Raw genomic sequence first — 13,504 nt, forward strand, 5'->3', positions numbered from 1 at the left:
CCGAATCCCGCCATCGGGAGACAGCAGGCATGACACAACCGCAACCGGTGGAGACGCTAGAGGCGGACGACGCCGAGCTGATCCGCCGGTCACACGATGACCCTGAACAGTTCGCGGGGTTGTTCGACCGCTACATCCAGCAGATCCATCGCTATGTCGCCAGGCGGCTCGGCACCCAGGCGGCCGACGACATCGCGGCGGAGACGTTCCTGACAGCCTTCCGCCGCCGCGCGTCCTATGACGTCACGCAGCGGCTGGCCAGGCCGTGGCTGTACGGCATCGCGACCACCCTCATGGCCAGGCACCGGCGCGGCGAGGAGCGGTTCCTGCGTGCGCTGAGCCGTACGGGGGTGGACCCGCTGCCCGAGCCCATGGCCGACGCGGTGGTCGGCCGCGTCGCCGCCCAGGAGGAGGACCGCCGGCTCGCGGGGGCGCTGGCGGGCCTGTCGCAGGGCGATCGGGACGTGCTGCTGCTGGTGGCGGGGGGCGATCTGACCTACGAGGAGGTGGCGTGGGCGCTCGGCGTGCCGATCGGGACCGTCCGCTCCCGCCTGCACCGGGCGCGCAAGAAGGCCAGGGCCGCCCTCGGCGGCGACGATCCGACGAGAGAGGTCTCCTGATGAACGAGATCAAGCAGTTCCGCTCCGCCACCCCCGTGATCACCCGTGAAGCGGAGGACGCGGCCCGCGCCCGCCTGCTGCGGGCGATGCACGAGCCTGCCCCCGAGCCCGTACGGCGGCGCGCGCCACGCGTGCCGCGCCTCGCGTGGCGGCTCGTGGTCGCCGGCGCGGCGGCCGTGGCGCTCGTCGCGGGCCTGGAGGTGGTCCAGAGCGACGGCCGGCCGGACACGGTCGCCGTCGCCAACGTCCAAGAGCTGGGAGAACGAGCCGCCAAGAGCGTCGAGGGCGACCCCCACGACCCCTACGCCGCCTACAAGCGCACCCCTTCGCCCGGCCAATGGCTGTACGTGAAGGAGACGATCGCTCCGCTGCTCAACGAGCCGCACCCGGAGGTCGATCGCGACAGTCGCATGACGCGCGAGACGTGGCAAAGCCTGGACGGCAAGCAGACCGCGCTGGACGACGGGGAGGGCAAGCTCATCATCGAAGAAGCCCGCCCCGACATCACCGCCGCCGACCTGGCCAAGAGCCCCGTCACTCCGGAGGAGTCGCTGGCCAGGATCGAGGCGGTCGTCGACGCCACCCCCGCGTCGCCGTTCGACGACGGCGCGAGCAGGCAGCAGCGGGTCTTCCAAGCGATCTCCCAGCTCATGAGAGAGCAGGCGCTCACGCCTGAGGTACGGGCCGCGCTGTTCCGCGCGCTCCCGATGGTCGAAGGCGTCACGGTCAAGCAGGACGCCGTCGACGCGACCGGCCGCCACGGCGTGGCGTTCGCCTACACCGGCCAGTGGGAGCGCTCCGAGATCGTCCTCAGCTCGGACGACTACCGGTTCCTGGGAACGTACCGCGAGGCCATCGCCGACCGAACCCTCGAGACGATCACGGTCAAGGCGGGCACGCCGCTGTCCTGGACCGCCCAACTGGAGACCAAGCTCGTCGACAAGCCCGGCCACCGCCCCTGACCCTCCTCCGCCCCGGCGCGGTAAGAGGGGTCGCGGATCCCCGCGACCCCTCCTGAGCGCTCCGCGACCCTTCCTGAGCGCGGATCTCCGCGGCCTTCCTGGCGCGGACCGAGCTACGAGCGCAGGTCGCGCAGGAAGGTGCGCAGGTCCTGGGCGAGCAGGTCGGGGGCCTCCATGGCGGGAAAGTGACCGCCCCGGTCGAACTCCGTCCAGTGCTCGATCTTCCCCGCGGGGTCCATGACCGAGCGGACCGTGGGGTCGGCGGCGAAGACAGCGACGCCCGTAGGCGGCCCCGCCGGCTCCTCCCACCCGCCGGCGTCGCCGCCCGCCGCCTGGGCGGTCATCTGCCGGTAGACCTGCATGCCCTCGTAGACGGCGTGGGCCGAGGAGGCGCCCGAGCCGGTGAACCAGAAGACGCTGACGCCGGTCAGCAACTGATCCTTGTCGACCGCGTCCTCGGGCAGCTCGGCCGACAGGTCGGTCCACTCCTTGAACTTCTCCACGATCCAGGCGAGCTGACCCACCGGCGAGTCGGCCAGCGAGTACGCCAGCGTCTGCGGCCTGGTCGTCATGAGGTGCAGGTAGCCGAGCCCGTCCTGCTGGGCCGCGTTGAACCGTTCGGCCCTGATCCGGTCGGACTCCGAGAGCCCTTCGACCTCCAGCGGCGGCGCGAAGGGGAACGTCGAGCTGGTCCCCGTCAGGTGGATGCCGGTGACCCGGTCGGGCGCGACCATCCCCAGCATCCCCGCCACTCCCCCACCCGCGTCGGTGCCGTGAGCGGCGTACCGCTCGTAGCCGAGCCTGGCCATCAGCTCCGCCCACGCCTGCGCGACCCTGAACAGGTTGCCCCAGCCGGGCCGCATGGGAGCGGAGAACCCGTAGCCCGGCAGCGAGGGGATGACCAGGTGGAAGGCGTCCGCAGGGTCGCCGCCGTGGGAGCGGGGGTCGGTGAGACGCTCGACCACCTTCCGGAACTCGATCGGCGAGCTGGGCCAGCCGTGCGTGAGGATCAGCGGGAACGCGTCGGGCTCGGGGGAGCGGACGTGCATGAAGTGCACGTCCTGCCCGTCGATCGTGGTCATGAACTGCGGGATCTCGTTCAACGCCGCCTCCTGGGCGCGCCAGTCGAACCCGTCGGCCCAGTAGGCGACCAGGTCCTTGAGATAGCCGAGCGGCACCCCTCGGCCCCAGCCCTGCTCGGGCGACTCCTGAGGCCAACGGGTGCGAGCGAGCCGGTCCTTGAGGTCGTCGAGGTCGGCCTGCGGGATCTCGATGCGGAAGGGGCGGATCTGCGTGTCTGCGCTCATGGGAACCACGGTAGAACCCAATGCGGAAGGAATCGTTCCGCGATTCATCGGTGTTTTCGAGAGCGACCCGCCGCTCACGCCGGTCCATCTGGCCGATCAGGGGGACGAGGCCGGGGACCAGAGGCCGGCGGCGGTGCCGTCACGCAGGTGCTTCTCATAGGTGACGACCTTGTCGTGGATGATCACGAGGCATGCGTCGAGGTCGGCGATCCTTGCTTGCACGGTCCGCTCGTGCTCCTGCAGCAGCGCGAGACGGTCGGGCTCGTTGCCAGGCCCCGACCGGACGAGTCGAGCGAACTCCTTCAGCCTGGCGATCGACATGCCCGAGTCGCGAAGCCGGTTGCAGAGCAGGAGCCACTCGACGTCTTCGGGCCCGTAGACCCGCCGGCCGCCGGCGGAGCGAGGGATCGGGCGCAGAAAGAGATCTTCGCGTTCGAAGAACCGGAGGGCGTGCACGCTCAGCCCCATCGCCTCCGCGACCTGCCCGATGGGCAGGCCGTCCTCGATCTCGCTCATGCCGCCGATCGTACAGCTTGACCTAGAGCTCACTCTAGATTTTAGCGTCGTGCACATGGTAATCACCCAGCACAAGCTCGGCTCCGGCTTCGGCGCCCACAGCACGGCGGACGACGTTCTCACCGGGATCGACCTCTCGGACATGACCGCTCTGGTGACCGGGGGCTACTCGGGGCTCGGGCTGGAGACCACCCGCGCCCTCGCCAGGGCGGGAGCACGCGTCATCGTCCCCGCCCGCAGGCCCGCCGCGGCGGAGGAGGCCCTGCGCGACATCCCCAAGACGGAGGTGCACGCGCTCGACCTCGCGGACCTGGAAAGCGTGCGCGCCTTCTCCGACCGGTTCCTGGACGCGGGCCGCCCGCTCGACGTCATCATCAACAGCGCGGGCGTCATGGCCTGCCCTGAGACCCGGGTCGGCCCCGGCTGGGAGGCGCATTTCGCGATCAACCACCTGGGGCACTTCGCCCTCGTCAACCGCCTCCGTCCGGCGTTGACCCCAGGAAGGTCCCGCGTGGTGTCCGTGGCGTCCTCCGGGCACTTCCTGTCCGGCATCCGCTGGGACGACCTTCAGTTCCGTGACGGCTACGACCGATGGCTGGCCTACGCGCAGTCGAAGACCGCCAACGCCCTCTTCGCCGTCCACCTGGACGGACTCGGCGCCGCCGGCGGACCGCGCGCCTTCTCCGTGCACCCCGGCAGCATCCTCACTCCCCTGCAGCGGCACATCCCGCGCGAGGAGCAGCTCGCTCAGGGGTGGATCACGTCTGAGGGTGAGCCCGCGCCGGGGTTCAAGACCCCCGCCCAGGGCGCGGCGACGGCCGTGTGGGCCGCCACCTCCCCCTTGCTCGAGAGGTACGGCGGAGCGTACTGCCAGGACTGCGACCTCGCCGACCCCGCCACCAGCGACGACATGCTCGTCGGCGGGGTCAAGCCCTGGGCGCTCGACCCCGCGCAGGCCGCTCGCCTCTGGGACCTGTCGAGCGAACTGACCGGGCTGAACGCGTTCGCGTAGCCCGAAGGCGGGAGGTCACCGGCGAGCCTCCCGCGGCGTGAGCACGACGGACAGGCCGTCGAGCAGGCGTTCGAGGCCGAAGGCGAACAGCGACTCCAGATCGAGCTCCGCGCCGGGCTCCGTGACCTGGGCGATCAGCGGCCCGTCGACGGGGAGCCTGGCCCTGATCCACTGCTTGCTGGTCATCCCCGTGTCCAGCTCGGCACCGGCCTCGCTCTCGATGTTCACCGCCGTCCCCCGCACGTAGTTGACCATCGTGGCGTAGACGTGCAGGCGGGTGTTCGGGTCCAGGCCGAGGCCGTCGAGCGCGCGCAGGGTCCACAGCCCGTACTCCAGCAGCCCCGGCAGCGTGACCGGCCGGGTGATGGACACGAGCCGCGGCAACCAGGGATGGCGCTGGTAGGTCGCCCACTGCAGCTGAGCGGCCACCCGCAGGTGGGAGCGCCAGCCCGGTGGCGGCTCCGGATACTCGATCTCGGCGAACGCGGCGTCGGCGATCAGCTGGGTGAGCTCGGCCTTGGCCTCGAGGTGCCGGTAGAGGGTCATGGTGGCGACCCCGAGCTTGGTCGCCACCGCCCGCATGGACAGCGCGGCCAAGCCGTCGGCGTCGGCGATCTCCATGGCCGCGCGGACGACGCGGTCGCGTTCGAGACCCCCCACCGAACGCGAGGGCAGTCTCCTGGGAGCGACCACGGCGCCGACCCTGGCCGCGGACACGATGGCGCCCGCCTGCTTGAGCGCCGCCAGCGCCTTGGTGGCCGTCGCCATGGCGACGCCCCACTCGCGCACGATCGCCCTGGTGGTGGGGACAGGATCGCCGGGCCGCAGCTCTCCATCGGCGATGCGCCGCTCGATGTCGGCGACGATCCGGAGGTACGGCGGTTGCGGATCGTTCACGACGCCATGCTGCCACGCCTCAACGGGCAGGCAGCCAGTTGCCGTGCAGGCCGAGCGGCACCCTCACAGGGAGGTGGACGCGCGCGACGGGCTCACCGGTGAAGTCCTGGGCCGAGAGGATCACCAGGTCGCTCGCGTTCCGGAGGGGATCATGCAGGTACGTGAGCAGGTATCCCTCATCCTCCTCTCGCCCCGCGGCGGCGAACACGGCCTCCCCTACCGCCTCGTCCTTGCCGAACGCGTGCACCTCGGCCGTCCCCCGTTCCAGGTCGTGCTTGACCAGGGCGTTGGTGAAGGCGTCGTCCGGCGGTGTGCCCTCGGGTGCGAACGGGATCCCGTACAGGGCGGTCGCGGCCGAGTAGCCGTACCGGTAGGGGCGGGTGGCACGCGCCTCGTTCACGCGCGGGAAGTCCTGCGGACGGTCGTCGACGCGCCGCTGGTGGATCCTGTCCTGCTCGATCGTCCAGCGGTCCAGCATGGGCCGGATCGCCCCCGGATCGGCGGGATCGAACGGCCCCTCGGCCGTGACCAGGTCGACCACGACGGAGTCTCCGTCGTCGTAGGCGTTGAGCGTGTGGCTGACATGGATCGGGTCGATGTCCAGCCAGCGCACGTCACCACCGGTCCGCGGCATGACGCCCACTCGGGTCGGGTGCTCCGGCAGCCACCCGCAGTCGAATCCGTCGAAGCCCAGCGGCGTGTCCCAGAGCACCACGTGTTTCTCGGTGAGCGCGAAGTCGTGCATGAACGGCGTCCGCGGCATGGGGATGGCGGTGGTCCTGACGACGCTTCCCCCCGCGTCGGTCACGATGTGCTGGACGAAGTCGCGGCCCGGCATGTACGACAGCGCATGCAACTCGCCGGTGAGCGGGTCGTGCTTGGAGTGCGCCCCCGCCGTGAACCCCTTCGCGGTCCCTCCCAGATCGCACACGCCCACGGTGTTCAGCTCCTCGTCCAGCTCGGCGGGCGGCAGACCGCCCTCCGCCATGGCGAAGGTGCGCTGGGCGTGCTCGATCACGTGCACCATGGGCGCGAATCCCGGTGCGCGCACGAAGCGGTTGCGGTACCACTCGGCCCGGCCGTCACGCAGCCGCACCCCGTGCACCATGCCCTGGCCCATGCCCCAGATGTGCACAACGGGGTCCTCCACGCCCAGCGGGTTGGGCCCGTTGCGCAGGTAGCGGCCGTTGAGCTCGGCCGGGATCCGCCCGGTGACCGGGAGATCGTAGGCGGTGACCTCTTCGGTGACGGGCGCGAAAGGCCCTTCCAGGTATCTCATGTGGACACCGTACGCAGAAGAGGACCTGAACCCGGGATCACCACGGAAAACGCCCTGCTGTGCACTAGTGCAACCACTCGAGCAGGCGCCGGGCTTCGCGGGGTGCGGAGTGCGGGGTGCTCAGTCGCCGGTCGCGAGCCTGTTGTCAGGCCGGTCCGCGAGCAGCGGGAGCCTCGGGTCCCAGCGGGTGCCGTCCGCCAGGTCGCGCCGCCGCCGCGCGATGCCCGTCAGCGTCTCGAGCACGACCCTGTTGGCCAGGAAGGAGGTGATGTCGGCCTGGTCGTACGGCGGAGACACCTCGACCACGTCGACACCCACCACAGGCAGCTCGTAGGCGATGCGGCGGACGGAGTCCAGCAGCTGGCGCGCGGTCAGCCCGCCAGGCTCCGGGGTGCCGGTGCCAGGCGCGTGCCCCGGGTCGCACACGTCGATGTCCACCGACAGGAAGACGCCGTCGCACTCGTCGACCGCGATGGCGAACGCCTCGGTCAGGCACTCGTCGAGGCCCCTGGCGACGATCTCCGACATCTCGTAGGAGCGCATCCGCTGCTCGGCCATCCAGTTCAGCGTCTCTGGCTCGGGCCAGTAGCCGCGCAGCCCGATCTGCAGGAACCGGTCACCCCGCAGCGCCCCCGACTCGATGAGGCGTCGCATCGGCTGGCCGTGCCCGATGAGGGAGCCGAACGTGATGTTCCCCGTGTCGGCGTGCGCGTCGAAGTGGATCATCGACACGCGACCCTGCCCGAGATGCTGGGCCACCCCCGCCGCGTCGGGCCAGGCGATGGTGTGGTCACCGCCGAGGGTCAGCGGGATCGCGCCGTTCGACGTCACGGTGTGGACGGCGTGCTGGAGGTCGCGCACCGAGCGCTCGGCGTCGCCCGAGTACATCTCCACGTCACCCGCGTCGTAGACGTTCAGATCGCGCAACCCGTCGACCCGCATCGCCAGCGAGGGCCTCGACCCGTCGTGCGGCAGGTAGCACGACTGCCGGATGAACTGAGGGCCGAACCGGGTGCCGGGCCGGTGCGAGGTGCCCCCGTCGAACGGCGCGCCGAGGATGACCACGTCGGCGTCCGCGTAGGTCGCGGCGTCCTGCCAGTCGCATCGCTCCACGCCGAGAAAGGTGATGTCCGGGCCGAACTGGGTTCCGTAACGTGCCATGTCAGGGATCTTCCGCATTTGTCCGCCGCCGAAGCGCGGCATGGCGCCACGACCGTGGCAATAGATCTACCCGCACGTCCCCCGAAGGCAAAAAGACCGGTACGGCGGGCAGACACAGGGCCCCTGACCTGCCCTTGACGGGCCGAACTAACCCGGTCTCGGAGATTGACTCCACGGAAGTTCGCCTTTATCGGCTGAGCAGGCGCATACTGGTAACGATGAAGCCCACGAGAGCAGCCCGTCGCCCCTTGCCCGGAAGTCCCTTCAACCGACCTGCCGCGCCTCTACCTCCGCCTGAGCAGTTCGAGCTGCAGGACAGGGTGAGCCACGACAAATACGGCCTCGGCCTGGTGATCGGCGTCGAAGAGGACGTCGCCGTCCTGGTCGACTTCGGCACCGAGAAACTGCGCATCAGCGCGCCGTACCCCAAGCTTTTCCGGCTCTGAGATCACGATGGTGCCCACCGAGTGGCATGTCGGCTGAGTTCGACCGGCCACGCACGCACTCGTGACCTTCATCGGCCAGCACTGAACGACGCGACGACGTCGACGTGAGGGGCCCCTGCCGATGGCATGGGGCCCCTCACTCGTGCCGGCCGGTTCCTGCTGTAGGAGTCCGCGCTCACCGCCTACGTCGAGGCCCTTCCCGAGAAGGAGTCGTGGACGTTCGAGGAGCGGCGCGCGGGCCTGTTCACGATCACGGGGGCGCGACGCTGGCAGGGCGTCGTCCAGCTCACCACAGGTGACGGTGGGCTGCTCGTCTCCTGCGGGCTGGCCAGGGCACCGGCCGACCGTCTGGCGGACGTCGAGGCCTCAGAGATCGAGCACCTCACCGGCGGCTGGTACGCCACCTGCCTCGACCTCGACTGATCCGCCCCTCCGGCCAGGCTTCCACACCAGCCATTCGCGCTCGACCTCGTCCTCGAGGTCGACACCGTGATGGCGCGCCATCAGCAGCACCTGGCTCAGAACGTCGGCGCGCTGGTCCGTCAGCTCTCCAGATAGGCCAGGACGGCCATGACGCGGCGGTTGAGGTCGTCGTCCGGCGGGAGTCCGAGCTTGGCGAAGATGTTGGAGGTGTGCTTGCCGATCGCCTTGTCGGTGACGACCAGCTTGCCGGCGATGGCCTGGTTGGACAGCCCCTCCGCCATCATCGCCAGCACCTCGCGCTCCCTCGGCGTCAGCGCCGCGAGACGGTCGTCGCGGCGGGTCAGGAGCTGGCTGACGACCTCGGAGTCGAGCGCGGTGCCACCGGCCGCGACGCTCCTGACGGACTCCACGAACTGCTCGACGTCGCCCACCCTGTCCTTGAGCAGGTAGCCGATCCCGCCCGACCTGTCGGACAGCAGTTCCCTGGCGTAGAGCTGCTCGACGTACTGGGAAAGGATCAGCACCGGCAGCCCCTTCACCCTGCGGCGCGCCTCCAGGGCGACGCGCAGGCCCTCGTCGGTATGGGTGGGCGGCAGCCTGACGTCGATGACCGCCACGTCGGGCCGATGCTTCAGCAGCGCGGCCAGGAGCATCGGGCCGTTGTCGACCGCCTCCAGCACCTCGAAGCCGTGCGTCGTCAGCAGGCGGATCAGCCCGTCCCTGAGGAGAGCGAGATCTTCGGCGATGACAACGCGCACGGCAGCTCCATGATGAGTTCGCTCGGCCCGCCTGGGGGGCTGTGGACGGTCAACGTGCCCTCGAAGGCGGACAGCCTGCGCGCGATGCCGCGCAGGCCCGTGCCCGCTGCGGGATCGGCGCCGCCCCTGCCGTCGTCGCCGACGGTCAGGCGCAGCACGCCGTCGGCGTACGTCAGGCGCACCCACGCCGAGGAGGCCCCGCTGTGTTTCGCGACGTTGGACAGGGCCTCCGTGGCGGCGAAGTAGAGCGCGGACTCCACCGGAGCCTCAGGCCTGCCCTCCAAGTCGAGGTCGAGCCGTACGGGGACGGGGCACAGCAGCGCGGCGGCCTGGAGGGCGCCGACGAGCCCGCGGTCGGCCAGGACCGGCGGGTGGATGTTGCGCACGAGATCACGCAGGTCGGTGAGGGCCTGACCGGCCGACTCCCATGCCTCCTCGATCAGCCCCCTCGGGTCCGGCGCTGATCTGGCGAGGCCGAGGGTCATCCTGATGGAGATCAGCCTGGCCTGCGCGCCGTCGTGCAGGTCGCGTTCGATCCTGCGCAGCTCGGCGGCCTGCGCGTCGGCCAGCTCCCTGACGCGGGTGTCGGGGTGCAGGAGCAGGTCGGCGAGGCGGGCCTGGGCCCTGGTGGCGAGGTGGCCGAAGCCGGCGGCGAGCGACACGATGGCCAGCATCGACAGCGACAGGGTGAGTGTCACGGCCATCGAGGTCTCGGCCGTGCGCAGGGTCCAGATCACCCCGAGCGCCGAGAGCATCACCACCACTCCCAGCAGGGCGGCGGGGCCCGTCACGCCGTGCACGAACAGCCAGGCGACCAGCCGCAGGTCACCGGGGTCGGATCCGGCGAGCCTGCGCGCCGCCGCCAGCACCCTGCGCCGCGCGAACGGCAGCGCGAGCAGCAGCACCAGCGCGGCCACCCCGGTCGCCGCGTTCGTGAACAGCCTCACATCTGAAGAGTAGGTCCACCCCCACTGTGCCGGGCGCCGGTGCGCGAAAGCCTGAAGGGGGTGCTTCCAGGGGGGCGTGCCCGTCGGGGCCGCCGAGCCCGGACGGCCGGGGCGTCGCTCGAGGAGGCGTTCATGGAGTCGACCGAGGGAAGTGTGGAGTTTCGATGATCGACGCGGTGCTGGCGGAGTGGCTGAAGTTCAGGTCGCTGCGCTCCAACTTCTACCTGCTCGCCTCGTCGCTGCTGGCGGTGTTCCTGAGCGCGGGGGTGGCCTTCATGGTCACGCGCGGGTTCGACAACCAGACCGGCGCGGACCGGTTGCGCTTCGACAGCCTCGGCGACGGACTGGGCACCGGGCTTCCGGTGGCCTACTTCGTACTGGGTGCGCTCGGTGCGCTGACCATGACCGCCGAGCACGACTCGAGCCTGGTGGCCGTGCCCAGGCGGCTCCTGCTGCTGTTCGCCAAGGTGCCGACGCTCCTGGTGGTGGGGCTGGTCGCCGGTGAGGTGCTGGCCTTCGGCATGCACTTCGCGACGCAGGCCGTGCTCGGCGACAGGGCGGGACAGGTGCTGCTGAGCGGGCAGACACTCGGGACGTCGCTGTCCGAGCCCGGCGTGCTGGCCGGGGTGGCGCTCGCCGGCGCGTCGGTGTCGCTGGTGGCGCTGGTCGGCCTCGGCGTGGGCACGGTGCTCCGCTCCACGGCCGGCTCGCTGGTCGCGCTCATCATGCTGGTGTTCGTGCTGCCCACGGCGGCCATGACCCTGCCGAGCCCGTGGGGCTCGCGGATCGGCGCGTACATGATCGTGGGCGGTGGCGATCTGCTGCCGCCGCTCGCGGCCTTCGCGGTGCTGGTCGCCTATCCGGTCGTGGCGATGGCGGCGGGGGCGGTCGCCATCGTCGTACGGGGACGCAGGGCCAGGCCGCTGGTCGCGGGGGTGGCGGCGACGGGCGTGCTGGTGGCGACGGTCGTGTTCGCCCAGCCCGCGGGCGCGGCGTCCGCCGTCGAGTGGAAGCCGTGCCGTAAGGACATGGAGTGCGGCTCCGTCCAGGTGCCGGTGAACTGGGACGAGCCCGGCGGCAGGAAGATCAGCCTGCCGGTGGCCAGGCTCGCCGCGAACGGCACAGGGCGCAGGATCGGCACCGTCTTCTCCATCCCGGGAGGCCCGGGCGGCTCGGGCGTCGACGACCTGGAGAAGTCGGGAGGCAACTTCTCCCACCTGCGCGATCGCTTCGACGTGGTCAGCTTCACCCCTCGCAACTCGCCCGCGCTGGAGATCTTCTCCTCCGAGTGTCTCGCGAAGGGCCCATGGCTGACCCTGCCGGACGACGAGCGCGCCTACGAGCGGCTGGGCGAGGCGAACGCCGCCGCCGCGCGGCGGTGCGCGTCGCGCGACCCCGAGCTGTTCGGCCGCCTCGACTCGGTCTCCGTCGCCAGGGACATCGACGCCGTCCGCGTGGCGCTCGGCGAGGAGCGGCTCAGCTTCGTGGCCACCTCCTACGGCGGCGTGCCCGCCTACGCCTACGCCAGGCTCTTCCCTCGCAGGATCAGGGCGATGTACCTGGACGGCGTGGTGAACCTGTTCCGCAGGGACGAACGCCACAAGGTCATGGAGGCGCAGTTCGACCGGTTCGTCACCTGGTGCGCCGCCAGCACCGCGTGCAAGCTGCACGGACGCGACGCGGGTGAGGCGTGGCGCGCGCTGGTGGCCGCCGCCGACCGCACGCCGATCCCCACGGACGGCACCGCCTACAGCGGGTTCGACCTGCAGATCGCCGCCGCACCGCACCTCGTCTCGCCCGGCGACGACCACGCGAGGTGGAAGCAGCTGGCGGAGAGCGTCGAAAGGGCCGAACGTGGCGACGCCTCGGGCTTCTCCGGCTACGTCGAGGCGGGCATCGGCAGCCCGAAGCCCATGGCCTTCGTCGGGATGAACATGACCCACTGCCTGGACGGCTTCCGCTTCCGCGACTACGCCGACTACCGCGGCGTCAGGAGGAACGGCGAGCGCCTGTCGCCGAACCTGTCGGGCAACGTGGTCTGGCACCGGCTCGGCTGCGTGGGCTGGCCGCGGCCGGTGAAGAACCCGCCCGCACCGCTGCCCACGGCCGGACTGCCGCCGTTCCTGGGCGCGGGGACGTGGACCGACTACGACGACACCGCCGACCTGGCGATGCGGGTGCCGGGCTCGTCGGCGGTCCGCTTCGAGGGGCACGGGCACGGCCTCTACCTCACAGGCGACGCCTGCACGATCGCGCACGCCAACCGCTACCTCATCGACCTGCGGCTGCCCCCTCGGGGAACGGTGTGCAGGCCGGAGAGCGGGTGAGCCCGTCGTGCAGGCGGGCGCGCCGTACGGGGGCGACGTCGGGCGGCGAGGGCGGCCAGGGGCGAACCGCGGCCAGGAAGGCACCAGACCTGTGTGGTCGCGACCACGGGGACGAGCGCCGACAATGCAGTGGTGGACATCAGAGAAGGCGCGGCCGCCGACGCGGGGCCGATCGCGGCGCTGCACACCAGGAGCTGGCGGACGGCCTACGCTGGCATCTTCCCCGCCGACTACCTCGAAGGGCCCGTCGAGGAGCAGCAGGCCGCCATGTGGCACGAAAGGCTGGTCAACGGCGCCAAGGGCGAGCTGCTGGTCGCCGACGACGGCACGAGCATCGCCGGGTTCGCCTATCTCATCCCCGAGGACGGCCGGGTCCTGCTGGACAACCTGCACGTCGACCCCGCGCTCAAGCGGTCGGGCATCGGCGGCGTGCTGCTGCGCCAGGCCCTCGACAGGGCGGCGGGCCAGGAGCTCTACCTCGAGGTGCTGAAGGAGAACAGGCCCGCCATCGCCTTCTACGAGCGCCATGGCGCCACCAGGGCCAGGCAGTTCGTCGAGCGCTTCCCCGGCTTCGAGGTGGACGTGCTGGAGTACTACTGGAGCGGGATACGCAGCGACACCGTCCCCCGCAGGTCGAGCCAGGCCTCCTGAGGGCCCCTGACCAGGCGCATCACCACCTCCTCGCACCCCGGGCAGCGGGCCACGAGCCCGGGGCCCGCGTCGTAGACCATCAGCTCGGCGACGGGGCCCTTCAGGCCGCAGGCGGCGCATCTGCCGACCGCCGAGGTGAGGTCCACGGCGAAGATCTCGGCCAGCGGTCCCGCGAGGGCGTTGCCGTCCAGGTGCATG

At 71.0% G+C, this 13,504-nt stretch carries 15 protein-coding genes; 6 read left to right on the forward strand and 9 right to left on the reverse strand.

The features are described 5' to 3' along the window. The first annotated feature begins 47 nt into the window (after nucleotides 1–47). Nucleotides 48–620: an RNA polymerase sigma factor gene (locus FHR33_RS23410; RefSeq protein WP_312895686.1), complete on the forward strand. Its 573-nt coding sequence runs from the start codon at nucleotides 48–50 to the stop codon at nucleotides 618–620. Then, the gene (locus tag FHR33_RS23415; RefSeq protein WP_183651518.1) at nucleotides 620–1,582 is read left to right on the forward strand and encodes a CU044_5270 family protein; all 963 of its coding nucleotides are present in this window, start codon (nucleotides 620–622) and stop codon (nucleotides 1,580–1,582) included. Before FHR33_RS23410 ends, FHR33_RS23415 begins: the two co-directional genes overlap by 1 nt. 113 nt (nucleotides 1,583–1,695) lie before the next feature. Here FHR33_RS23415 and FHR33_RS23420 read toward each other — a convergent pair whose 3' ends face one another. Beyond that, the gene (locus tag FHR33_RS23420; RefSeq protein WP_183651521.1) at nucleotides 1,696–2,889 is read right to left on the reverse strand and encodes an epoxide hydrolase family protein; all 1,194 of its coding nucleotides are present in this window, start codon (nucleotides 2,887–2,889) and stop codon (nucleotides 1,696–1,698) included. Nucleotides 2,890–2,985: 96 nt separating this feature from the next. Continuing rightward, nucleotides 2,986–3,405 (reverse strand): MerR family transcriptional regulator, encoded by a 420-nt coding sequence (locus FHR33_RS23425; RefSeq protein WP_183651524.1) that lies wholly within the window; start codon nucleotides 3,403–3,405, stop codon nucleotides 2,986–2,988. 55 nt (nucleotides 3,406–3,460) lie between these two features. Between FHR33_RS23425 and FHR33_RS23430 the strand changes: the two genes are divergently transcribed. Further along, entirely contained in the window at nucleotides 3,461–4,417 is a 957-nt protein-coding gene (locus tag FHR33_RS23430; protein WP_183660250.1) for an SDR family NAD(P)-dependent oxidoreductase, read from the forward strand. 15 nt (nucleotides 4,418–4,432) lie between these two features. Here the strand turns inward: FHR33_RS23430 and FHR33_RS23435 are convergent, their stop codons facing one another. From FHR33_RS23435 to speB, 3 genes are all read right to left on the reverse strand, one after another. Next, the gene (locus FHR33_RS23435; protein WP_183651527.1) at nucleotides 4,433–5,314 is read right to left on the reverse strand and encodes a TetR/AcrR family transcriptional regulator; all 882 of its coding nucleotides are present in this window, start codon (nucleotides 5,312–5,314) and stop codon (nucleotides 4,433–4,435) included. A 19-nt stretch (nucleotides 5,315–5,333) separates the two neighbouring features. Then, the gene (locus FHR33_RS23440; protein WP_183651530.1) at nucleotides 5,334–6,593 is read right to left on the reverse strand and encodes a carotenoid oxygenase family protein; all 1,260 of its coding nucleotides are present in this window, start codon (nucleotides 6,591–6,593) and stop codon (nucleotides 5,334–5,336) included. 120 nt (nucleotides 6,594–6,713) lie between these two features. Further along, nucleotides 6,714–7,754 (reverse strand): agmatinase, encoded by a 1,041-nt coding sequence (gene speB, locus FHR33_RS23445; RefSeq protein WP_183651533.1) that lies wholly within the window; start codon nucleotides 7,752–7,754, stop codon nucleotides 6,714–6,716. A gap of 320 nt (nucleotides 7,755–8,074) precedes the next feature. Between speB and FHR33_RS51860 the strand changes: the two genes are divergently transcribed. Further along, the gene (locus tag FHR33_RS51860) at nucleotides 8,075–8,200 is read left to right on the forward strand and encodes a hypothetical protein (protein ID WP_281388177.1); all 126 of its coding nucleotides are present in this window, start codon (nucleotides 8,075–8,077) and stop codon (nucleotides 8,198–8,200) included. 366 nt (nucleotides 8,201–8,566) lie between these two features. Here the strand turns inward: FHR33_RS51860 and FHR33_RS23455 are convergent, their stop codons facing one another. From FHR33_RS23455 to FHR33_RS23465, 3 genes are read right to left on the reverse strand one after another with little or no spacing between them, the layout of a single operon-like run. Beyond that, a complete protein-coding gene (locus FHR33_RS23455) occupies nucleotides 8,567–8,704 on the reverse strand; it encodes a nucleoside triphosphate pyrophosphohydrolase family protein (protein ID WP_183651539.1) in 138 nt (45 codons plus the stop codon). 38 nt (nucleotides 8,705–8,742) lie between these two features. Continuing rightward, complete coding sequence (locus FHR33_RS23460) at nucleotides 8,743–9,381, reverse strand: LuxR C-terminal-related transcriptional regulator (RefSeq protein ID WP_183651542.1); 639 nt, start codon at nucleotides 9,379–9,381, stop codon at nucleotides 8,743–8,745. Beyond that, nucleotides 9,333–10,328 (reverse strand): sensor histidine kinase, encoded by a 996-nt coding sequence (locus FHR33_RS23465; RefSeq protein WP_312895687.1) that lies wholly within the window; start codon nucleotides 10,326–10,328, stop codon nucleotides 9,333–9,335. Before FHR33_RS23465 ends, FHR33_RS23460 begins: the two co-directional genes overlap by 49 nt. A gap of 164 nt (nucleotides 10,329–10,492) precedes the next feature. On the opposite strand from FHR33_RS23465, the gene FHR33_RS23470 reads away from it, so the two are divergent. Both FHR33_RS23470 and FHR33_RS23475 read left to right on the forward strand, forming a co-directional pair. Continuing rightward, on the forward strand, nucleotides 10,493–12,655 hold the full coding sequence (locus tag FHR33_RS23470; protein WP_183651544.1) for an alpha/beta fold hydrolase: 2,163 nt from the start codon (nucleotides 10,493–10,495) through the stop codon (nucleotides 12,653–12,655). Between the two features lie 132 nt (nucleotides 12,656–12,787). Further along, nucleotides 12,788–13,306 carry a GNAT family N-acetyltransferase gene (locus FHR33_RS23475; protein WP_183651547.1) on the forward strand — a complete coding sequence of 173 codons (519 nt, stop codon included), beginning with the start codon at nucleotides 12,788–12,790 and terminating at the stop codon, nucleotides 13,304–13,306. Here the strand turns inward: FHR33_RS23475 and FHR33_RS23480 are convergent. Continuing rightward, entirely contained in the window at nucleotides 13,249–13,503 is a 255-nt protein-coding gene (locus FHR33_RS23480; protein ID WP_183651550.1) for a DUF6510 family protein, read from the reverse strand. The two genes, FHR33_RS23475 and FHR33_RS23480, sit on opposite strands and share 58 nt — an antisense overlap. Nucleotide 13,504 lies beyond the last annotated feature (1 nt).

It is taken from the genome of Nonomuraea dietziae (assembly GCF_014195505.1).
Lineage (GTDB): Bacteria > Actinomycetota > Actinomycetes > Streptosporangiales > Streptosporangiaceae > Nonomuraea > Nonomuraea roseola.